This window comes from Micromonospora sp. CNZ285, from assembly GCF_004637285.1.
This window is the reverse complement of sequence record NZ_SPQD01000001.1, coordinates 6,931,582-6,952,587: the sequence shown is the minus strand read 5'-3', so window position 1 is coordinate 6,952,587 and position 21,006 is coordinate 6,931,582. Positions and strand designations below refer to the sequence as shown.

General features: G+C 74.1%; 22 protein-coding genes and 1 pseudogene. 9 read left to right on the top strand and 14 right to left on the bottom strand.

Annotation, left to right across the window (positions count from 1 at the left end):
* Window positions 1-6 precede the first annotated feature (6 nt).
* From CLT75_RS32270 to rimP, 12 genes and pseudogenes are all read right to left on the bottom strand, one after another.
* Entirely contained in the window at window positions 7-1,326 is a 1,320-nt protein-coding gene (locus CLT75_RS32270; protein ID WP_013474439.1) for an MATE family efflux transporter, read from the bottom strand.
* Window positions 1,327-1,373: 47 nt separating this feature from the next.
* On the bottom strand, window positions 1,374-1,883 hold the full coding sequence (locus CLT75_RS32265) for a GTPase domain-containing protein (protein WP_486485320.1): 510 nt from the start codon (window positions 1,881-1,883) through the stop codon (window positions 1,374-1,376).
* A gap of 550 nt (window positions 1,884-2,433) precedes the next feature.
* The gene (locus tag CLT75_RS32260; protein ID WP_175438725.1) at window positions 2,434-2,643 is read right to left on the bottom strand and encodes a DUF6186 family protein; all 210 of its coding nucleotides are present in this window, start codon (window positions 2,641-2,643) and stop codon (window positions 2,434-2,436) included.
* Window positions 2,643-3,050 (bottom strand): hypothetical protein, encoded by a 408-nt coding sequence (locus CLT75_RS32255; RefSeq protein ID WP_135243820.1) that lies wholly within the window; start codon window positions 3,048-3,050, stop codon window positions 2,643-2,645. The genes CLT75_RS32260 and CLT75_RS32255 overlap by 1 nt, the downstream gene beginning before the upstream one ends.
* 142 nt (window positions 3,051-3,192) lie before the next feature.
* Window positions 3,193-4,209, bottom strand: a complete 1,017-nt coding sequence (locus CLT75_RS32250) for a DHH family phosphoesterase (protein WP_135243819.1) — start codon at window positions 4,207-4,209, stop codon at window positions 3,193-3,195.
* A complete protein-coding gene (gene rbfA, locus CLT75_RS32245) occupies window positions 4,206-4,694 on the bottom strand; it encodes a 30S ribosome-binding factor RbfA (RefSeq protein ID WP_135243818.1) in 489 nt (162 codons plus the stop codon). Before rbfA ends, CLT75_RS32250 begins: the two co-directional genes overlap by 4 nt.
* Before the next feature lie 181 nt (window positions 4,695-4,875).
* Window positions 4,876-5,169 carry a DUF503 domain-containing protein gene (locus CLT75_RS32240; protein ID WP_030503420.1) on the bottom strand — a complete coding sequence of 98 codons (294 nt, stop codon included), beginning with the start codon at window positions 5,167-5,169 and terminating at the stop codon, window positions 4,876-4,878.
* Between the two features lie 41 nt (window positions 5,170-5,210).
* Window positions 5,211-6,254, bottom strand: coding sequence for an SAM-dependent methyltransferase (locus CLT75_RS32235; RefSeq protein WP_135243817.1), 1,044 nt, complete (start codon window positions 6,252-6,254; stop codon window positions 5,211-5,213).
* Between the two features lie 82 nt (window positions 6,255-6,336).
* On the bottom strand, window positions 6,337-9,351 hold the full coding sequence (infB, locus tag CLT75_RS32230; protein ID WP_030269840.1) for a translation initiation factor IF-2: 3,015 nt from the start codon (window positions 9,349-9,351) through the stop codon (window positions 6,337-6,339).
* Between the two features lie 93 nt (window positions 9,352-9,444).
* A pseudogene (locus CLT75_RS32225) lies at window positions 9,445-9,781 on the bottom strand (YlxR family protein).
* A gap of 15 nt (window positions 9,782-9,796) precedes the next feature.
* The gene (gene nusA, locus CLT75_RS32220; protein WP_013284665.1) at window positions 9,797-10,840 is read right to left on the bottom strand and encodes a transcription termination factor NusA; all 1,044 of its coding nucleotides are present in this window, start codon (window positions 10,838-10,840) and stop codon (window positions 9,797-9,799) included.
* Window positions 10,837-11,487, bottom strand: coding sequence for a ribosome maturation factor RimP (gene rimP / locus CLT75_RS32215; RefSeq protein ID WP_018785889.1), 651 nt, complete (start codon window positions 11,485-11,487; stop codon window positions 10,837-10,839). Before rimP ends, nusA begins: the two co-directional genes overlap by 4 nt.
* A 263-nt stretch (window positions 11,488-11,750) precedes the next feature.
* On the opposite strand from rimP, the gene CLT75_RS32210 reads away from it, so the two are divergent.
* From CLT75_RS32210 to CLT75_RS32180, 7 genes are all read left to right on the top strand, one after another.
* On the top strand, window positions 11,751-12,194 hold the full coding sequence (locus CLT75_RS32210; RefSeq protein ID WP_209310514.1) for a hypothetical protein: 444 nt from the start codon (window positions 11,751-11,753) through the stop codon (window positions 12,192-12,194).
* Window positions 12,195-12,229: 35 nt separating this feature from the next.
* Window positions 12,230-12,688, top strand: a complete 459-nt coding sequence (locus CLT75_RS32205) for a ferritin-like domain-containing protein (RefSeq protein ID WP_135244202.1) — start codon at window positions 12,230-12,232, stop codon at window positions 12,686-12,688.
* Between the two features lie 69 nt (window positions 12,689-12,757).
* A complete protein-coding gene (locus CLT75_RS32200) occupies window positions 12,758-13,339 on the top strand; it encodes a PadR family transcriptional regulator (RefSeq protein WP_013284661.1) in 582 nt (193 codons plus the stop codon).
* Window positions 13,340-13,358: 19 nt separating this feature from the next.
* Window positions 13,359-14,090, top strand: a complete 732-nt coding sequence (locus tag CLT75_RS32195) for an ABC transporter ATP-binding protein (RefSeq protein ID WP_135243816.1) — start codon at window positions 13,359-13,361, stop codon at window positions 14,088-14,090.
* Entirely contained in the window at window positions 14,087-16,768 is a 2,682-nt protein-coding gene (locus CLT75_RS32190) for an FtsX-like permease family protein (RefSeq protein ID WP_135243815.1), read from the top strand. Before CLT75_RS32195 ends, CLT75_RS32190 begins: the two co-directional genes overlap by 4 nt.
* A gap of 50 nt (window positions 16,769-16,818) precedes the next feature.
* The gene (locus CLT75_RS32185; protein WP_030503430.1) at window positions 16,819-17,286 is read left to right on the top strand and encodes a nitroreductase family deazaflavin-dependent oxidoreductase; all 468 of its coding nucleotides are present in this window, start codon (window positions 16,819-16,821) and stop codon (window positions 17,284-17,286) included.
* A gap of 105 nt (window positions 17,287-17,391) precedes the next feature.
* A complete protein-coding gene (locus CLT75_RS32180) occupies window positions 17,392-18,120 on the top strand; it encodes a nucleotidyltransferase domain-containing protein (protein WP_135243814.1) in 729 nt (242 codons plus the stop codon).
* A 21-nt stretch (window positions 18,121-18,141) separates the two neighbouring features.
* Here CLT75_RS32180 and CLT75_RS32175 read toward each other — a convergent pair whose 3' ends face one another.
* On the bottom strand, window positions 18,142-18,858 hold the full coding sequence (locus CLT75_RS32175) for a VIT1/CCC1 transporter family protein (protein WP_135243813.1): 717 nt from the start codon (window positions 18,856-18,858) through the stop codon (window positions 18,142-18,144).
* Window positions 18,855-19,712, bottom strand: a complete 858-nt coding sequence (gene map / locus CLT75_RS32170) for a type I methionyl aminopeptidase (RefSeq protein ID WP_013284652.1) — start codon at window positions 19,710-19,712, stop codon at window positions 18,855-18,857. The genes CLT75_RS32175 and map overlap by 4 nt, the downstream gene beginning before the upstream one ends.
* A gap of 94 nt (window positions 19,713-19,806) precedes the next feature.
* On the opposite strand from map, the gene CLT75_RS32165 reads away from it, so the two are divergent.
* Both CLT75_RS32165 and CLT75_RS32160 read left to right on the top strand, forming a co-directional pair.
* Window positions 19,807-20,121, top strand: coding sequence for an STAS domain-containing protein (locus tag CLT75_RS32165; protein WP_486485319.1), 315 nt, complete (start codon window positions 19,807-19,809; stop codon window positions 20,119-20,121).
* 110 nt (window positions 20,122-20,231) lie between these two features.
* Complete coding sequence (locus tag CLT75_RS32160) at window positions 20,232-20,999, top strand: DUF4352 domain-containing protein (protein WP_486485318.1); 768 nt, start codon at window positions 20,232-20,234, stop codon at window positions 20,997-20,999.
* Window positions 21,000-21,006: the final 7 nt, after the last annotated feature.

Here is a 21,006-nt window from a genome sequence, read left to right as displayed (position 1 = left end):
TCCGCGTCAGCGGACCGCGCCGACCACCGCCCACGCGCCCGAGCGCATCCGCAGCAGCAGGCCGGCCAGCCGCAGCACCACGAACAGCGTCAGCCCGGCCCAGATCCCGCCCAGCCCGAGGTCGAACCCGTAGGCCAGCCAGATCGCCGGCAGGAACCCGCCGAACGCACACACGATGGTGAGGTTGCGCAGGTAGCGCACGTCGCCGGCGCCGATCAGCACCCCGTCGAGCGCGAACACCACGCCGCCGATCGGCTGGAGCGCGACGAACCAGGGCCAGGCCGTCATGGCCTGCTCGCGTACCTGCGGATCGGAGCTGAACCACGACGGCACCACGCCGGCGCCGGCGGCGATGAGCACCGCGAAGGCCACGCCGCACAGCCCGCCGAGCAGCGCGATGCGGCGGGCCAGGAACCGCGCGGCCGCCGCGTCGCCGCCGCCGAGCGCGGCGCCGACAAGCGACTGCGCGGCGATGGCCAGCGCGTCGAGCACCAGCGCGGTGAAGAACCACAGCTGTACGGCGATCTGGTGCGCGCCGACCGCTGCGGCCCCGAAGCGGGCCGCGACGGCTGTCGCGGACAGAAAGCTGGCCTGGAAGGCGACGCCCCGCACGAGCAGGTCCCGGCTGAGCACGAGCTGCTGACCGATCACCCGGGGCCGGGGGCGCAGCGAGACCCGCTCCCGCACGAGCGCCGCCGCGAACAGCACCCCGGACAGCGTCTGCGCGATCGCGTTCGCCACCGCCGAGCCGACCAGGCCGAGCCCGGCCGGGTAGACGAGCAGCGGGCAGAGCACCGCGGAGAGCAGGTTCGGGCCGAGCACGAACAGCAGCGGGCGGCGGGTGTCCTGGATGCCGCGCAGCCAGCCGTTGCCGGCGGCGGCGAGCAGCAGGCCGGGCGCGCCGAGCGCCGCGATCCGCAGCCATCCGGCGGCGGCGTCGGCCACCTCGCCGGGGCCGCCCACGAGGGTACGCGCCAGCGCGCCCCCGCCGATGCCGATGGCGACCGCCACCAGCACTCCGGTGGCGAGCGCGAGCCAGGACGCCTGGACGCCCTCGGCCACCGCGGCGGCCCGGTCCCCCGCGCCGAAGCGGCGGGCCGAGCGGCCGGTGGTGCCGTACGCGACGACGGTGCCGACCCAGGCGGTGAGCGTCATGACCGTGCCGCCGACGGCCAGCGCGGCCAGCGGCACCCGGCCGAGGTGACCGACCACTGCGGTGTCGACGAGGACGTAGAGCGGCTCGGCGGCCAGCACCACGAGGGCGGGCAGCGCGAGCGCGGCGATCCGCCGCGGCGAGGCGGTGACGGGGGTGGCGGTGGTGCTCATCGCCGCCGATCCTGGCACGCGCCCGGTAAGGTCCGCAAGGCGAGGGGCTACTTACTCACGTCGGCCAGGAACCGGGCCGTGTCACGGCGCCCGCGCAGACGGCGCACCGGCAGCCCGGGGGCGTGCTCGGACAGCGCGGCCAGCACCCGGGGCCGGGAGTCGCGGGGGTAGCGCCAGACGTAGGGCAGGAAGTCGAGATCGAGCCGCTCCGGACAGCCCTCGGGCCGGTCGGGGCGGGACGCGGCGCGATGTGCCCACCGGCGGCGGACGATCCGGACCAGGCAGCGCAACCGGGAGGTGTCGCAGAGCACCAGCAGGTCGGCGCGGGGCAGCCGCAGGTCGAGCGTGCTCGCGTAGTTGCCGTCCATCACCCAGGCCGGGCGGGCGGCGAGCGCTGCGACCTCGGCGCGGAAGTCAGCCGGGGCGGACGCGGTCCAGCCGGGGCGCCAGTAGTGCCGGTCGAGGTGGATCAGGGGAAGGTCGAGTCGCCGGGCCAGTTCACCGGCAAGCGTGCTCTTGCCGGCGCCGGAGCTGCCGACCACGAGGATGCGTCGCACCGGGCGACGGTAGCGGCGTGCGGGGCGGCGATGTGCCCCGAGCGGCGGTGACGTCGGCGTCGGGCCGGGGTGTGGTCCGCGGGCCCGGCCGGCGTCACCGCCGGACGGCGTACGTCACTGACGGGTGTCCATCGAGGTCTGCAGCGCGCGGCGCATCTGCTCGCGCGCCTCGTCGGTGGTGGTCTCGGTCTGCGGCTTGCGCTTGCTGGGCATCTGAGGTCCTTCCAGGGTGCGGACCGCCGGGACGTGGCGGTCCTACGGGCGCCCGGCGTTCCGGAACGGCGCGACGGCGAATCGCGCCGCGACCGGAAGTCGTCGGCGGCTGAGCGCCCGGCGGCGGTCCGGGATCACCGGAGCGGCTCGCCTGGCAGCGGGAGCCCGGGTCGGTCTGACCCTGGAGGGAGGCGAGGCCGGGTGCGGCACCACCGCCCGTGACCAGCGCCGCGAAGCGCCGGTCCCGCACCCAAATTAACGTTCACTTTCCAGATGCTGCCCACAGTTCCCGAAATGCGGAAAGATCAACCTCGTCGTCCCGCTCCGGCGAGGGCGGTCAGCGGGCCAGGAAGTGCCAGCCCAGCCACCACCAGAAACCGAACAGCCCGATCCGGCCGACCGGCACCGGGCCCACCTCGTACCGCATGACGAACGCGCAGACGTCGGCCAGCGACGGGATCCGCGACCCCTCCCGGCGCGCGGCCCACTCGACCACCGCGAACAGCACGATCGAGACTCCGAACCCGCCGATCGCCAGTGCGCGCATCATCGGCGCACCAGTCCCCAGAACGCGGACAGCCACGCGAACCAGGCCGCCGACCGGGCCAGATTGTCCTCCAGCAGCGGGTCGGCCAGCCGGGAGAAGGTGGGGAAGTCGTCACCGGCCGCCATCACGAACGTGGCCCCCTCGAAGACCCCGAAGACGGTCACCGGCACCAGCCACCACAGCGCCACCGACGGCAGCCGGCGCGGCGCCGGACGCCGGGGCACCCGGTTGCTCAGGCCGACCCAGATCAACCCCCCGCCGGTGGTGAGGATGTAGAGGTTCGCCGCGGTCGAGAAGGACGGCAGCTGGCCGCCGACCAGGGACAGGCAGATCAGCACCGACACGGCGACGACCGGCCGGTCCCAGGCCCGGGGCGCCTCGACGGTGAGCTCACGGGGATGATCCATCACCCGATTGTCCCCAGCGTCACGCACGGCGGAAAGGCTGGCACGCCTCGTAATCCCCGGAAAAGCCGCCGATCAGCTCACACCTCGGATCGCCGCCGCACCTCGGCACGGCAGGAATCCCGGGACAATTCACCCCTAACGACTACGGCGTGCCGGCGGCCAGTTCGGCGCGGATCCGGCCGACCACCTCGTCGAGCGATCCCCGGCCGGTGAAGCCGGCGGCGAACCGGTGCCCGCCGCCGCCGAGCGCCACCGCCACCCGGCTCACGTCCACCGCGCCCTTGCTGCGCAGCGACACCGCCCACTCGGCCTCGCCCGCCTGCTTGACCACACAACTCACGTCCGCCTCGGCGGTGCAGCGCACCGAGTCGATCAGCGCCTCCAGCACGTACGCGGGCTGGTCGTGGCGGACCAGGTCGTCGCGGGTGGCGTACGTCCAGACGAGCCCGTGCCCGTCGGCGGCCGCCGGTTCCAGCGTGGCCCGGCCCAGCACCTCGCCGAAGAGGCGGACGGCGCCGAACGGGCGGGTGTCGAAGATCCGCCGGGAGATGTCGCCGGGCCGGATGCCGGTGGCGATCAGGCGCGCGGCCGTCTCGTGCACCGCAGGGGTGGTCGCCTCGAAGCGGAATGAGCCGGTGTCGGTGGTGAGCGCGACGTACAGCCCGGTCGCGATCTCCGCGTCCAGCGTCACACCGAGCCGGTCGAGCAACTCCAGCGCGACCACTGAGGTGGCGGCGGCGTGCGGGTCGACCAGGCTGATCCGGCCGAAGCCGGTGTTCGAGGCGTGGTGGTCGAGCACCAGCGAGGCGCCCGCCGTGTCCAGCCGGTCGGCCAGGTCACCCAGCCGGGACTCGCTCGCCGCGTCGAAGCAGATCACCAGGTCCGGCGCGGGGTACGCGTCGTCCTGCGGCACCAGCAGGTCCGTGCCGGGCATCCAGCGGAACGGCTCCGGCACCTCCGGCGGGCCGGGGAAGGTGGCCTGGAGATCGCGTACGCCGAGCCGGCGCAGACCCAGCCCGAAGCCGAGCATGCTGCCCAGCGCGTCCCCGTCCGGGTTCACGTGGCAGATCAGCAGCACCCGCGCGTCAGCGGGGAGGTCGCGTACCGCCGCGACGGCGGCCGCCCACGCGGTCTCGGTGGGCCCGGCCGCCTCGGTCACCGGCTCTCGCCGGCGCGCGGCTCGTCGTCGTCCTCGTCCTCGGCCGAGTCGTCGTCGGCGTCCTCGTCGTCCTCGACCCGGTACGGCTGGGCGTCGCCCGCGTACGAGGACTTCGCTGCGAGCCGCTGCACCTCGGCGTCGGCGGTACGCGCGGCGGCCAGCAGGTCGTCGATGTGCTTGACCTGGTCCTGCACGTCGTCCAGGACGAAGGTCAGCGTCGGCGAGTGCCGCAGCCCGAGCGCCTTGCCGACGGTGCTGCGCAGCATGCCCTTGGCGCTCTCCAGCGCGGCGGCGGTGCTCGCCTGGGCCGCCGCGTCGCCGAGCACCGTGTAGAAGACAGTGGCGTCGCGCAGGTCGGCGGTGATCCGGGCGTCGGTGATCGTGATCATACCGAGCCGTGGGTCCTTGATCTGGCTGCGCACCACCGACGCGACGAGTTCCCGGATGCGCTCCGCGTGCCGGCGAACCTTTGCCTGATCCGTCATGTCCCCCACCTCCGGGATCACCTGTACCCATGACGACGCCGGGTCACCGTACGACCCGGGCCGTCGGCCGGAGACGGCGAGCGCGTGGGCGCCGCCGGGTCCGACCGCCCAACGCTGAAGAACACTACCCGCGCGCCGCCGGCCGTCGCGCGGCACGGCCGGAGTGCGGCGCGACGCGCCGTCAGTCGTCCTCGCCGTGCAGGCGACGGCGCACCGACAGCAGCTCGGTCTCCGGGCGGGCGGCGATCAGCCGCTCACAGGAGTCGAGCACCTCGCGGACGTGGGCCGGCTCGGCGGCCACCACCGCCACCCCGATCTCGGCCCGGCCGTGCAGGTCCAGCGCCCCCACCTCGGCGGCGGAGACCTCGAACTTGCGCAGCGCGGCGACGATCGGCCGGACGTAGGACCGCTTGGCCTTCAGGGACCGGGAGTCACCCGGGAGCAACAGGTCGAACAGTGCGGTTCCGGTATACACGGCGAGCAACGGTACGCCGGGCGGCCCGGCCCGGCACGCGATTAAGGCGCGACAGCCACCAGCACGTCCCGCTCGATCGCCTGGTCGACGCGGTGCGCGAAGTCACCGAAGCCGGGGCCGTCGAGCACGCGCAGCCCGGCGGCGGCCAGCACCGCCTCGGCCTGCGCCCGCGGCGCCACGTGGGTGTTCCAGGACAGCCCGATCGCACCGCCGGGGCGCAGCAGCTCCCGCCACACCGGCACGGCGGCGGTGAGCAGCTCCAGCGGGCTGCGGGACAACCCCTGATCGGTACGGCTGCCGTGCGCCACCCCGTACGGCGCGTCGGTGACGATCACGTCCGCGCAGCGGGCACGCAACGCCTCGCGGGCCCGGGTGGTGTCGGTGTTCAGCACGGTGACGCGCTGGGTGGCCCCGGCCCGGTGCTCGTCCCGCGACGGTGCGACGACTGCCTCGAAGCGGCGGGCGACCAGCTTGCGGTCCCGGCGCACCGACGTCGACTCGGCGGTGTGCTTGAGCCGCTTGCGGCGCAGCCAGGTGCGCAGGAACGCGGCGTACGCCTCCACGTCCTGACTGTCACGCTCGATGCCGATGCCGTCGTAGCCGTACATCAGCGCCTGGTTGAGCGTGGTGCCCCGGCCGCAGAGCGGGTCCAGCACCACCACCGGACCGCCCAGCATCCGCGGCGCGGCGGCGGAGGCGAGCACCGTCACGTTGAGCAGCAGCCGGGTGAACTGCTCGTTGGTCTTGCCGGCGTACTTGGGGATGGTGATCAGGTCGGAGTCGTACCGGGCCAGCGGGCGCAGCGCCACCGGCCGCAGCAGGTCGTTGCCGACCCGTTCGAACAACGCGTACGCGGCCGACAGGTTCGCCAGGTGGGCCAGGTCCCGCTCGCCCAGCCCGGGTCCGGCGGTGGTGAACGTCAGGTACTCCACCCCGCCGATCCGCGTCACCTCCGCGTCGGCCGGTACGACGTCCAGCACGCCGGAACCGGCGAACACGGCCAGTTCGGCACGCGCGAGCCGGGCCGCCGCGTCGGCGTAGACGCGGTTGGCGGAGGGGGCGAGGAGCAGCGCGTACCGGATCACGCCGGAGATTGTCGCAGCCTGCGGAAACGGCGACGGCCGGGGCCCGAAGGCCCCGGCCGCCGGCCGGTCGTACGCGTGATCGTCAGGCGCGCGGCTTCTCGCGCATCTCGAACGTCTCGATGACGTCGCCGACCTGGACGTTGTTGTAGCCGCCCAGCGTCAGACCACACTCGAAGCCCTCGCGGACCTCGGTCGCGTCGTCCTTGAACCGCTTCAAGGAGCTGATCGTGAGGTTGTCCGCCACGACCGCACCGTCCCGCAGCAGCCGCGCCTTGGCGTTGCGGCGGATGAGGCCGGACCGGACGATACAGCCGGAGATGTTGCCGATCTTGGACGAGCGGAAGACGTCGCGGATCTCCGCGGTGCCCAGCTCGACCTCCTCGTACTCCGGCTTGAGCAGACCCTTGAGCGCGGCGTCGATCTCCTCGATGGCCTGGTAGATGACGGTGTAGTACCGGATCTCCACGCCCTCGCGGTCGGCCATCTCACGGACCTTGTTCGAGGCCCGCACGTTGAAGCCGATGATCGTGACCGCCTCGGACGAGGCGCTCGCGAGCATGACGTCGCTCTCGGTGATCGCGCCCACGCCCCGGTGGATGATCCGAAGCTGGACCTCCTCCGGGATGTCGAGGTTGAACAGCGCGTCCTCGAGCGCCTCCACGGAACCGGAGACGTCGCCCTTGAGCACCAGGTTGAGCGAGGTCTTCTCGCCCTCCTTGAGCTGCTCCATGAGCGTCTCGAGAGTGGCCCGGCCACGGGAGTTGGCGAACGACGCCGCCCGCCGCCGCGCCTGACGCTGCTCGGCGATCTGCCGCACGGTGCGGTCGTCCTCGGCGGCCAGGAAGGTGTCACCCGCACCCGGCACCGTGGTCAGACCCAGCACCATGACCGGACGGGCCGGACCGGCCGAATCGACCGGCTTGCCGTTCTCGTCGAGCATGGCCCGGACCCGGCCGTGCGCCCCACCGGCGACGATCGAGTCACCGGCACGCAGGGTGCCCTTCTGCACCAGCACGGTCGCCACCGCGCCACGGCCCTTGTCCAGGTGCGCCTCGATCGCGACACCCTGCGCCGGCCCGTCGATCGGAGCGGTCAGCTCCAGCGACGCGTCGGCGGTCAGCAGCACGGCCTCGAGCAGTTCCTCGATGCCGATGCCGGGCTTGGCCGCCACGTTGACGAACATGGTGTCGCCGCCGTACTCCTCGGCGACCAGGCCGTACTCGGTCAGCTGCTGGCGGACCTTGTCCGGGTTCGCCTCGGGCTTGTCGACCTTGTTGACCGCGACCACGATCGGCACGTCCGCCGCCTTGGCGTGGTTGAGCGCCTCGATGGTCTGCGGCATGACGCCGTCGTCGGCCGCGACCACCAGGATCACGATGTCCGTGACCTGGGCACCACGGGCACGCATGGCGGTGAACGCCTCGTGACCCGGGGTGTCGATGAACGTCACCGCGCGGTCCTCGCCCTCATGCGGGACGTGGACCTGGTAGGCGCCGATGTGCTGGGTGATGCCACCCGCCTCGCCGGCCACCACGTTCGCCTTGCGGATCGCGTCGAGCAGCTTGGTCTTACCGTGGTCGACGTGACCCATGACGGTCACCACCGGCGCACGGCTGACCAGACGGTCCGCCGCGACCTCGGCGTCGAGGTCGATGTTGAACTGCGCGAGCAGCTCGCGGTCCTCGTCCTCCGGGCTGACGATCTGCACGTCGAAGCCGAGGTGCTCACCCAGCAGCTGCAGGGTCTCGTCGGAGCACGACTGGGTCGCCGTCACCATCTCGCCCAGGTTGAACATCTCCTGGACCAGCGAACCCGGGTTGGCGTTGATCTTGTCGGCGAAGTCCGACAGCGAGGCGCCACGGGACAACCGGACGACCTGACCCTGACCGCGGGGCGCACCCGAGGACATGGTCGGGGCCGACAGGTTGTCGAACTCCTGTCTGCGCTGCTTCTTGGACTTGCGACCGCGGGTCGGCCGGCCGCCGGGACGCCCGAAGGCACCCGCCGCGCCACCGCCACGGCCACGGCCACCGCCGCCGGGACGGCCACCGCCGCCGACCGGGCCACCCGGACGGAAACCACCGCCGGGAGCACCGCCACCGCCGCCGGGACCGCCGCGGTAGCCACCGCCACCGCCGCCACCGCCGGGACCGCCGCGGTAGCCACCGCCACCGCCGCCACCACCGGGACCGCCGCGGTAGCCACCGCCACCGCCGCCGGGACCGCCCGGACGACCGGCGCCTCCACCGGGTCCGCCACGACCGCCACCGGGGCCGCCGGGGCGGCCGGTGGTCGGGCGCTGGCTCGGCATCGAGGCCGGGCTCGGCCGCGGCGGCATCGACGCCGGGCTGGGCCGCGGCGGCATGCCGGCCGGGCTGGGACGGGGACCGCCCGCACCGGCGGCCGGGGGCCGCTGCTGCTGGCCGCCCTGGATGCCGAACGGGTTGTTACCGGCGCCACGCGCCGGCGGACGACCGCCGGGCCGGGCACCGGGGCCCTGCCCCTGACCCGGACCGCCGGGACGACCGGCGGCCGGGGAACCCGGACGCGGCGGCATGGCGTTCGGGCCGGGACGCGGACCCGGGCGAGCACCGCCCTCGGCCGGAGGCTCCCGGCGTACGGTCTCGCGCTGCTGCTGACGGGCGGCCTGGGCGGCCTTGACCGCGGCCTCCTGCTCAGCCTTGAGTGCGGCGGCACGCGCCTCGGCGGCCGCCACTTCGATGTCGTGCGCGCTCGCCGGCTTGGCGACCGGAGTCGCCGGCTGCGGCGGGCCGGGGACCGGGCCCTTGGGCTTCGGTCCAGGGGTCGGCGCGGCCGGACGCCGGGGCGGCATCGGCTTGGCCGAGACCCGGGGGGCACCCGGGGTCGGGGTGGGCGTCGGGGTCGGTGCCGGGCCACTGGGCGCGGCAGCCGGCGGGCCGGCAGGCGCCGACGAACCGGCTACGAACGCGCTACGCAGCCGTCGGGCGACAGGCGCCTCGACGGTGCTGGACGCGGACTTCACGAACTCGCCCATTTCCTTGAGCTTGGCGAGAACGGTCTTGCTTTCGACCCCGAGCTCCTTGGCAAGCTCGTGTACGCGGGCCTTTCCTGCCACTGCACTCCTCACTCCGAGGTCGTGCGGGCAGCACCCGCAGCGACCTCACTCCTGCACTTGAAGCCTGGTCATTTCAGGGACTTCATCGTGTGCTCATGTCGGTCGTCCTACCTTGCTAGCGACCCTCGACCGGTCGGGCTTGACCGGTCGTCGGGGGTTGCGCGTCGACGTGCTCCGCAAGCGCACCGTGGTCGGGGACCCCGGTGAGGCGCAGTGCCCGCCCGAAGGCGCGGCGCCGCACCGCCTGCGCGAAGCAGGCCGGATCAGGGTGCATGTTCGCTCCCCGACCCGGCAGTCTGCGGGCCGGATCGGGCCGGAGGCTGGTGTGACCAGCCTCGTCACCGATCGCGACGACCCGCAACAACTCGCTGGCCGGCGCTCGTTTCCGGCAGCCCACACAGGTGCGCTCCGGAATCGCGCGTCGTGCCACTGGGTAAGTCTACCCCTAGCCGCCGGAGATCGCGCCGCCCGGCTCCGGGACGTGATCAGCTCCGCCCCGGCTCTGCGGGGCCGCGGTCTCCGCGTCGGACCGGATGTCGATGCGCCAACCGGTCAGACGGGCCGCGAGGCGGGCGTTCTGCCCTTCCCGGCCGATCGCGAGCGAGAGCTGGAAGTCCGGCACGGTCACCCGGGCGGTACGGGAGGCCAGGTCGACCACCTCGACCCGCAGCGCCTTGGCCGGCGACAACGCGTTGCCGACGAAGGTGGCCGGGTCGTCCGACCAGTCGATGATGTCGATCTTCTCGCCGTGCAGCTCGCTCATCACGGCCCGGACCCGCTGGCCCATCGGGCCGATGCAGGCGCCCTTGGCGTTGACGCCGGAGGTGGTCGAGCGCACGGCGATCTTCGTACGGTGACCTGCCTCACGCGCGATCGCGCCGATCTCCACGGTGCCGTCGGCGATCTCCGGCACCTCCAGCGCGAACAGCTTCTTCACCAGCGCGGGATGCGACCGGGACAGCGTGATCTGCGGGCCGCGCATGCCCTTGGCGACGTGCACGACCACGCAGCGGATCCGCTCGCCGTGCTCGTACCGCTCGCCGGGGACCTGCTCGGACTGCGGCAGGACGCCCTCCAGCTTGCCCAGGTCGACGCTGACGATGCCCTTCTCCCGGCGGGTCTCGTGCGCCTGCACCACGCCGGTGACCAGGTCACCGTCGCGGCCGACGTACTCGCCGAAGTGCACCTCGTCGGTGGCCTCCCGCAGCCGCTGGAGGATCACCTGCTTGGCGGTCATGGCGGCGATCCGCCCGAAGTCGTGCGGAGTGTCGTCCCACTCCCGGGTCACCGTGCCGTCGGCGTCCAGTTCCTGCGCGTAGACCGAGGCGGCCCCGCTCTTACGGTCGATCTCCACCCGGGCGTGCGGCTCGGCGCCGTCGGTGTGCCGGTAGGCGGTCAGCAGCGCGGTCTCGATCGCCGCGAGGATCGTGTCGAACGGGATCTCCCGCTCGCGCTCCAGGGCGCGCAGCGCCGCGAGGTCGATGTTCACCTCTCCTCGTCCTCCAGATCTTCGTCGTCGTCGGTGTCGTCACCGAAGTCCTCGTCGGCCAGGTCGTCCAGGCGGTTGAACTCCACCTGGACCCGGCCGGGCCCGAGTTCGGCGTACGGGTGTTCGGCGGGGCCGGCGTCGGTCTCCAGCACCACGCGTTCGTCGTCGGCGGCCGTGATCCGGCCGGTGAGCTGGCGGTCCCCCGCGTCGCCGCGGACGGTGACCTTGACCAGCCGCCCGGCGTTGCGCCGCCAGTGCCGGGGCAGGGTGAGCGGGCGGTCCACGCCGGGCGAGCTGACCTCCAGCTGGTACTCGCCGGCCACGATGTCGCCGCCGGCCTCCTCGGCCGCGTCCAGCGCCGCCGAGACCGCGCGGGAGACGTCCGCCACGGCGTCCAGGTTGATCCCGCCGTCGGCGTCCACGATCACCCGGACCACGTGCCGGCGGCCGGCGCGGGAGACGGAGAGATCCTCCAGGTCGTAACCGGCCGCCGTGACGACCGGTTCGATCACCTCGCGCAGCCGGTTGCGGCGGGCGGCGAGATCGCCGCGGGGTGCGCCGCTCCGGTCCGTGCCGCGGGGCCCGTCGGAGCGGCGGGGCCGCCCGGCGGGCCCCGTCGACCGGGTGGCACGGCCACGCTGCGTCATTGCGCGCACCTCTCCTGCTGTTGCCACGACCCGCGGGCCGTGTTGTCCCTGGCCGGTGCGGGCGATCGGCCCGCCATACCGGCGCGCCACCGGGGCGTCCGCGCCCGGTGGTTGCGCAGAGCGTAACGCTAACGACCGCCGACGGACCCGGCGGCGCACCGAGACCCTGACCCACGAGACGGCGCGAATGGTGTTGACTCTGTCAGGTGGGGATCGGCAGAACACCATCCGACCAGGTCAGAGCGGGGCATTCCCGGCGCTGGCTGCTGCGCGCCGGCGGGCTCGTGGCGATCGGCGGCGCGACCGCGCCGCTGACCGGCTGTGATCTTTTCGACCGCGACGAGGCGCCACCGGAGCCGGACGCGCTGGAACCGCTGGTGGCCGAGGCGCTCGCGCTGGAGGCCCGCTACCGGGCCGCCGCCACCGCCGACCCGGCGCTGGCCGGGCGGCTCACCCCGATCGCCGACGCGCACCGGGCGCACGCCGAGGAGCTACGCCGCGTGATCGGCCGGCCGGCGCCCTCCGGCACACCGGCGCCCGGCGGCTCGGCGAGCGCGCCCGACGCCGTGCTCACCGAGCTGCGCCGGGCCGAGCAGGAGGGCCGGACGAACGCGGCCAAGGCGTGCGCGGCAGCGCCGGCCGAGCGGGCCGCGCTGCTCGGCTCGATCGCCGCGGCGCGGGCCACACACGTGGAGGCGCTCAAGTGAACGAACGCACCGAGCGGAGCGAGGGCCGTGAGTTCATGCCCGGCTGGCTCAGCGTGAACCCGACGACCGGCCCGGCCACCGCGCTCGCCGACGCGCTCGCCGCCGAGTACGCGGCGATCTGGGCGTACGGGGTGATCGGCGTGCACCTGACCGAGGCGGCGCGTACGGCGGCCCGCGCCGCCGAGGCGGCCCACCGGTCCCGCCGCGACGCGCTGCTGCTGCAACTCGCCGAGGGCTCCGGGCAGGTGCCCGCCGACCGGGCCGGGTACGCGCTGCCCTACCCGGTGACGGACCGGGCGAGCGCGCTGCGCCTGGCGGTGGAGATCGAGGAGCGGACGGCCGGGCACTGGCGGGCCGCGCTGCCGCACACCACCGGCGCGGACCGGAACACCGCGCTCGCCGCGCTCACCGACTGCGCGTTGCGCGCCACCCGCTGGCGGCGTACGGCGGGGGTGACGCCGGTCACCGTTCCGTTCCCGGGCCGCCCGGCCTGAGCGCGGCGCCGGTCACCCGGCGGAACCCTCCGGTTGCGTTGCGCATACCAGGTATGCATACTCGCGGTCATGTCCATCCGTCACGGCCTGCTCGCCCTGCTCGAACGCGGCCAGATGTACGGCTACCAACTGCGCGCCGCGTTCGAGGAGTCGACCGGGTCGACCTGGCCGCTGAACATCGGACAGGTCTACACGACGCTGGCCCGGCTGGAACGTGACGGACTGGTCCGCCCGCTGCCGGAGAACGAGAGCGGGCAGCGGCCGTACGAGATCACCGACGCCGGACGGGCGGACCTGGCACTGTGGTTCGCCACGCCGATCAGCCGCGCCGACCGCCCCCGGGACGAGCTGTCCATCAAACTGGCGCTGGCGCTGACCACCCCCGGCGTCGACGTGCGGTCGGTGGTGCAGACCCAGCGCACCGCGACCATGCGCGCGCTCCAGGAGTTCACCCGGTTGAAGTACACGAGCGACAAGCCGGAGGATCTACCCTGGCGGCTGGTGCTGGACGCGATGATCTTCCAGACCGAGGCCGAGGTGCGGTGGCTCGACCACTGCGAGACGAGCCTGGTCCGGCACCGCCCGGCGCCGATCCGGGCGGTCGACCACCCCGAGGCGGTGGACCGGGCCGGCGACGAAGCCCGCCGGTGACCCGGCACGGGAGGCGCTGATGGACCCGATCGACGGGGTGCTGGAACTGCGTGACGTCCGCCGGACCCACGGCGCCGGTGAGGCCGCCGTGCACGCGCTGCGCGGCGTGAGCCTGACCGTGCGGGCCGGTGAACTCGTGGCGGTGATGGGCCCCTCCGGGTCCGGCAAGTCCACGCTGCTGGCGCTCGCCGGCGGCCTGGACCGGCCCACCGGCGGCGAGGTCGTGGTCGTGGGTGAGGCGCTGGTCGGGCTGTCCGCCCGCGAGCTGGCCCGGCTGCGGCGCCGCCGGATCGGGTACGTCTTCCAGGACCTGAACCTGCTCGGCAGCCTGACCGCCGTGGAGAACGTGGCGCTCCCGCTGGAGCTGGACGGCACCGGCGTACGGGCGGCCCGCCAGCTGGCGCTGGCCGCGCTGCGCGAGGTCGACCTGGAGGACCTGGCCGACCGCTTCCCGGACCAGATGTCCGGCGGCCAGCAGCAGCGGGTGGCGATCGCCAGGGCCCTCGTCGGCGAACGCCGCCTGGTCCTCGCCGACGAGCCGACCGGCGCGCTGGACTCGCAGACCGGCGAGGCGGTGCTGCACCTGCTGCGCCGCCGGGTGGACGCCGGGGCGGCCGGGGTGCTTGTCACCCACGAGGCCCGGCACGCCGGCTGGGCGGACCGGGTGGTCTTCCTCCGCGACGGGGTGATGGTCGACTCGACCGCCCCGCTGATCGGCGTCGACCACCTGCTCAGCGGCAGCAGCCGGTGACCGGCGGCCGCCTCGCCGCCGTACGCGGGTCGTGGCGGACCGCGCTGCGGATCGCCCGCCGGGAGGCCCGGCGGGCCCGGCGGCGCACGCTGCTGGTGCTGGTGATGATCGCGCTGCCGGTGTTCGGCCTCAGCTTCGCCGCGGTCAGCTACGACATGGGGGATCTGACCCGCGCCGAGCGCATCGAGCGCCAGCTCGGCGGCGCCGACGTCGCCCTGCGCTGGGACAGCCTGACGCCGGTGACCCAGGACGCCTGGGGCGAGTCGGCCTGGCCGGTCCAGGGCGACTGGGTGTCCCGGACCCGCCCGGCGACCGCCGAGGAGGTGCGCGCGCTGCTGCCCGAGGGCAGCCGGCTGGCCCGCACCCGCTGGTGGATGACGTTCTCGACCCGGGTCGACCGGCACGTCGAGTCGCTGGAGGCGCGCGCCGTCGACCTGACCGACCCGCTCACCCGGCCGCTGGCCCGGGTACGCGACGGCCGGCCGCCGGTACGCCCCGACGAGATCGCGGTCAGCCCGACGGCGCTGCGCCGGCTGGAGACCCGCATCGGCGACCCGGTACGCACCATCGACGGTGCCACGTACCGCGTGGTCGGGGTGGTGGAGTATCCGGACAACCTCCGGGACGTGATCACGCTGCCCGCTGTGACCCCGGAGGGCATGGCCGGCAGCGACACCTGGCTGGTGGACCTGCCCGGCCCGCTGGAACCGGGGCTCGTGGACCGGCTGAACGCGCAGGGCGTCCAGGTCGTCGCCCGCAGCCCGCTGCCGGGACGGCAGGAGTTCACCCGCGGCATGTCCGTACCGGACGCCGACGAGGCGGGCGTCATCGGAGTCGTCGGCGGGCTGGGCCTGCTGGAGGTGGTGCTGCTGGTCGGCCCGGCCTTCGCGGTGAGCGTCCGGCGCCGGCGGCGGGACCTCGCACTCGTCGCGGTGGCCGGTGGCGACGCCTCCCACCTGCGCCGGATCGTGCTCGCCGACGGGGTGGTGCTCGGCGCCGGCGGGGCCGCCCTGGGCATGCTGCTCGGCATCGGGGCAGCGTTCGCCGGCCGGCCGATCGTCGAGCAGTACCTGCTCGGGGAGCGCCTCGGGGCGTACCGGATCTTCCCGGCCGCGCTGGTGGCGATCGCCGCGACCGCGGTGCTGGCCGGGGTACTCGCGGCGATGGCGCCGGCCTGGGCGGCGGCCCGGCAGGACGTGGCGACCGGCCTGGCCGGCCGGCGCGACGCGACCCGGCCACGCCGCCGCTGGCTGCTGGTCGGGGTGGCGCTCACCGTCGCCGGGACCGCGATCGCCGCGTTCGCCGCGGGCCGCACCTCGCAGACCGGAGTGCTGGCCGGGGTCGCCCTGGGCGAGCTGGGGCTGGTGTTCTGCACCCCGTCGCTCGTCGGCGTGCTGGGCCGGGCCGGCCGGCTGCTGCCGCTGACCCCCCGGCTCGCGTTGCGCGACGCCAGCCGCAACCGGTCCTCGGCCGCGCCCGCCATCTCGGCGGTGATGGCGGCGGTGGCCGGAAGCGTCGCGCTCGGCGTCTACGTGGCGAGCGACGAGACCCGCTCACGGGAACTCTGGCAACCCGGCCTGCCGCCGGGGAACGTGCTGCTCACCCACTCCGGTGAGACCCCGGCGGACCCCGCCTCGGCCGAGGTCGTGGCCGGCCGGGCCCGCTCGGTCCTGTCCGACGCCACAGTGGTGTCCGTCGCGATCCCCGGCTGCGCCGGCGACGTCCGGGAGAAGGACGACTGCACCCCCTACGCGCTCATGCCGCAGGCGCGGCAGTGCCCGTACAGCTCCTCCGACCCGGTCATCCCCGACTCGGCCCGGCGGGATCCGCGCTGCGTGAGCCCCTTCCAGGAACCCGTCGACGTCTACCTGCCGGCGCTCGTGGACGACGGCACCGCGCTGCCCGCGCTCACCGGCGCGCCGGACGACGAGCTGGCCGCCGCGCGCCGGACGCTCGCCGCCGGCGGCGTCGTGGTCACCGACGCCCGGCGGGTGGTGGACGGGCAGGTCCGGGTGGAGGTCAACTACAACTCCGGCGGTCCGCCCACCGGGCGTGCCCTGCCCGCGTACGCGCTGCGCGGCGGTCTCACAGTCGACCGGCTGGTGCTCTCCCCCGCCGCCGCGGACGCGCTCGGCCTGACCGCCGTGCCGATGGGCTACCTGCTGGACACCGCCGGCGCGCCCACCGACCGGCAGATGGAGATGCTGACCGACGAGCTGTTCGACATCGGACCCATGTCGGCGCAGGTGGCGACCGCCGACCCGCCGTCGGACCAGCGCCCGATGCTGCTCCTGCTCGCGGTGGCCTCCGGGGTGATCACGCTCGGCGCGGCCGCGGTCGCCACCGGCCTCGCCGCGGCCGAGGGCCGCCGGGACCTGTCCACGCTCGCGGCGGTCGGCGCCGATCCCCGGGTACGCCGCCTGCTGTCGCTCTGCCAGGCCGGGGTCATCGCGGTGCTCGGCTCGGCGCTGGGCATCGTCGCCGGGCTCGGCTCCGCCGTGGTCGTCCTCGCCGCGCTCAACCAGCGGTACGCCGAGTCCTGGCCGGTGCAGCCGCCGTACCCGGTGACGGTGCCCGGCGTGACGCTCGCCGTGCTGGTCGTGGTGCCGCTGGTGGCGATGGGCGGCGCGGCCCTGCTCACCCGGTCCCGCCTGCCGATCGAACGCCGGCTCGACTGACTGACCGTCCGAGGGATGACGGGGCACGACGCGGGCGGCACACTTGTCGGATGTCAGCCCTGGGAACCCTCACCCGCCGTCTCGGTCACCAGCGTTGGTTCGGCGCCACCATGCGCCTGCTCGTCCCGGCCGACCGGCTGGTCGGCCGGATGACGAAGGGCCGCGTGGTCGCCTTCGGGCTCGTGCCCACGCTGGTGCTCACCTCCACCGGCCGCCGCTCCGGCAAGCCCCGCAGCAACCCCCTGGTGTACGTCCCGGACGGCGACGCCTACGTGGTGATCGGCTCGAACTGGGGGCAGCAGCACCAGCCGTCCTGGACGTTCAACCTGATGGCTGACCCGGCCGCCGAGGTGGACGTCAAGGGACGCCGGATCCCGGTCACCGCCCAGCAGGTCACCGGCGAGGAACGGGAACGGCTGTTCCAGCGGCTGGTGCAGGAGTGGCCCGCGTACCGCACGTACGTCGAGCGGGCCGGTGGCCGCGAGATCCGCGTGTTCCGGCTGGTCCCGAACGCCTGAGCGTCCTCGCCGGCCGTAGCCGCGCACAATCCGACATCCGCGTCGCCCGGGCTGCCGGTCCCGATCTGGCTAGGGTTGCCGCAGGCGATCTGTCGGAGGTGGACCGTGGCGCTCGACGTGAACGCCGAGCGGCGTCTGGACGACCCGCGATGGCAGGTGGCCGAGCGGGTCGGTGACGCCGTCCTGCGGCGGTTCCCGGCCGACGTGCTGGCGGTCGCCGTACACGGTCCGCTCGCGCACGGCGACGACGACGGCGGCGGGGACCGCGAGGTCGGCCTGCTCGTCGTCACCTACCGGCCCGGCGCCGGACCGCCGCCCGCCACCCGGCGGGTCGACGGCGTACTCGTCGACCTGACCGTGGCCGGGGCGGACGACTACCTGCGCCGGGCGACAACGATCACGTCCCGCTGGCCCCTGGCCGCGGACCGGTACGTCACCACCCGCGCCCTGCACGATCCGACCGGCTGGCTGCCGAAGCTGCGCGACGAGCACCTGGCGCGCCTGGCGCGGGCCCGGCCGGCGGAGTTCACCGGCGCCGCCCGGCAGGCGTGGTACCGGGGCAGCGCGGCGCACGCCCGCGCGTTGCGGCTGGCCGAGTGGTACGAGACGGACCAGGCGCTGCTCATGCTCGGCGAGGCGCGTCTGGCCGCCGCGACAGTGCAGGGGCTGTTCAGCCGCACCTACTTCCGCGACCCCGGGGACGCGGTGCGGCGTACCGGGCTGGCCGGGGCGGACATGACCGAGGTGGGCGCGGCACTGACCCGCCAGGCCGAGGAACTGGCCGCCCGGGGGCGGCCGGTCGACGGCACCATCGACGACCTGCTGTCCGGCTGACGGCCCGCCGACGGCCGACCGTCAGCCGATGCCGCCGCCGACGCCGATCAGCGCGCCGATCAGGTAGGTCGCGCCGGCCGCCAGCGCGCCGAGCAGCAACTGCCGCAGACCGGCACGCCACCAGGCGCGGTTGGTGAACCGGGCCACGATCGCACCGGCGACGAAGAGGCCGACGCCGCCGACGCCGAGCGCCAGCCAGAGGCTGGTGAAGCCGAGCAGGTACGGCAGCAGCGGCACCAGCGCGCCGATCGAGAAACAGATGAACGACGAGATCGCGGCGGCCCACGGGCTGGGCTGGTCGTCGGGGTCGACGCCCAGTTCCTCCCGTACGTGCACCCGCAGCGCCTCCTCCGGGTTGGCGCGTACCGCCTCGGCGACCTGCGTCGCCAGCTCGCGGGACAGTCCACGGGCGACCCAGGCGTCGGCCAGTTCCCGGGCCTCGGCCTCCGGGTGGCGTTCCAGCTCGCGCCGCTCCTTGGCCACCTCGGCGGCGACCTGCTCGTTCGCGGACCGGACGCTCGTGTACTCGCCCAGGCCCATCGAGATGGCGCCGGCCACCAGGCCGGCCGTGCCGGTGAGCACCACGCTGCGCGGGGACACCCCGCCGCCGCCCACACCGGCGATCAGCGCGATGTTCGTGACCAGCCCGTCCATCGCGCCGAAGACGGCCGGACGCAGCCAGCCGCCGGAGACGTCCGCGTGGTGCGCCTCGCGCAGTGCCGCAGGGGTGTCGGTCACGGCAGCGTCAGGATCTCGTAGCCGTCGTCGGTCACGACGATGGTGTGCTCGAACTGGGCCGTCCACCGGCGGTCCTTGGTGACCACCGTCCAGCCGTCGTCCCACATGTCGTACTGGTAGGTGCCGAGCGTGATCATCGGCTCGACGGTGAACGTCATGCCGGGCTCCATCACGTCGGTGGGGCGCGGGCTGTCGTAGTGCGGCACGTAGAGGCCACTGTGGAACGCCTCGCCGATGCCGTGCCCGGTGAAGTCGCGGACCACGCCGTAGCCGAAGCGCTTGGCGTACGACTCGATCACCCGGCCGATGACGTTGATCTGCCGGCCCGGCGCGATGGCCTTGATGCCGCGCATCATCGCCGTGTGGGTCCGCTCGACCAGAAGGCGGGCCTCCTCGCTCACCTCGCCCACGCAGAACGTGGCGTCGGTGTCGCCGTGCACGCCGTTCAGGTACGCGGTGACGTCGACGTTGATGATGTCGCCGTCCTGGAGCACCGTGGTGTCCGGGATGCCGTGGCAGATCACCTCGTTGAGGCTGGTGCAGCACGACTTGGGGAAGCCTCGGTAGCCGAGCGTCGACGGGTAGGCGCCGTGGTCGCAGAGGAACTCGTGCACCACCTTGTCGATCTCGTCGGTGGTCACCCCGGGCTTGCAGTGCTCCCCGGCGAGCTGGGTGGCCTGGGCGGCGAGACGCCCCGCCACGCGCATCTTCTCGATGGTCTCCGGCGTCTGCACGTGCGAGCCGCGCCACTCCTGGGGACGCTTCTTACCCACGTACTCCGGGCGCGGGATGTGGGCGGGGACCGCTCGCCACGGGGAGAGCGTGCCGGGGGTCAGCGGCGCACGGACGGTCATGGCGCAAGCCTATCGCCGGGGCCGGTGTGCCCCCCGCCACAGGCCCGCCGGGCAGGTTGTTGCCGTGCCGCAAACGCTGTGCCATTGTTGCTCCGTGGATCAAGGGGGCGCGGCGCCCGTCTTCTTCGTGACGGCGCAGGTCGACGGCGACCAACTGCGCGTCCAGGTGACCGGCGAGGTCGACATGGCGACCGCCGACACCATGTTCCAGACCGCGCTCCGCGAGCCCGCCAAGCAGCTCACGCTCGACCTGCGGGCGGTCACCTTCTTCGACTCGGCAGCCATCCACGCGGTGGTCCGGCTCGCCCAGCGGTACCCGGACGCGTTGACCGTGCTGCCGTCGCCGCAGGTCCGGCGCGTGCTGGACATCTCCGGCCTGGGCGACCAGGACTGGCTCGCCCGGCCCTGACGGCGCGGAAGCTGTCCGGATTCCGGAGGCGCACTCGCCCGTTCCGGCCGGACCGGTACGACTGCCGTGGAATTCTGGCGCGGGGGCACATCACCTGGGAGCGCATCACCATGACCGCACCACATGACCCTGGCTCGTACCCGCCGCCCGGTCCTCCGGGCTCCTACCCGCCGCCGCCCGGTCCGCCCGGCGCGTATCCGCCGCCGCCCGGCCAGCCCGGCTTCGGACCTTCGCCGAAGAAGAAGAACTGGCTCATGCCGGTGCTCATCGGCGTCGCCGTCGTGGTGGTGTTCTGCTGCGGTGGGCCGGCCCTGCTCGCCCTGACCGGCGACGACAAGAGCCCGGACGCGGCTGGTAGCAGCGCTCCCGTCGCCCCCGCCGCCGAGGGCGCCGGGCTGACCACGACCTCCGCTCCCACCTCGGCCGCCGCACCCCCGCCCGCCAAGAGCGAGAAGCCCGCCGACGCGCCGAAGGCCTACCGGATCGGCGACACGGTGCGCGGCGGCGACTTCGAGTTCACCGCGCACAGCATCAAGTGCGGCATCGCCAAGGTGGGCAGCGACTTCCTGAACAAGAAGGCCCAGGGCAGCTTCTGCCGGGTCGTTCTGACCGCGAAGAACGTCACCAAGAAGGCGAAGCTGTTCCACGCCGACGGCACCGTCAGCGCCCTCGACGCGACCGGCCGGGAGTACGAGGCCGACGGCGAAGCCGCGATCTACGGCAACGAGAGCGGCGAGGGTTTCCTCGACGAGATCAACCCGGGGAACGCCGTGAAGGCGAACGTCTACTTCGACGTACCGAAGGGGACGAAGCTCGTGAAGCTGGTGTTCGACGCCGGGCTCTTCACACTCGCGGAGGACGCGGAGGTCACCCTCTAGGCGCCGC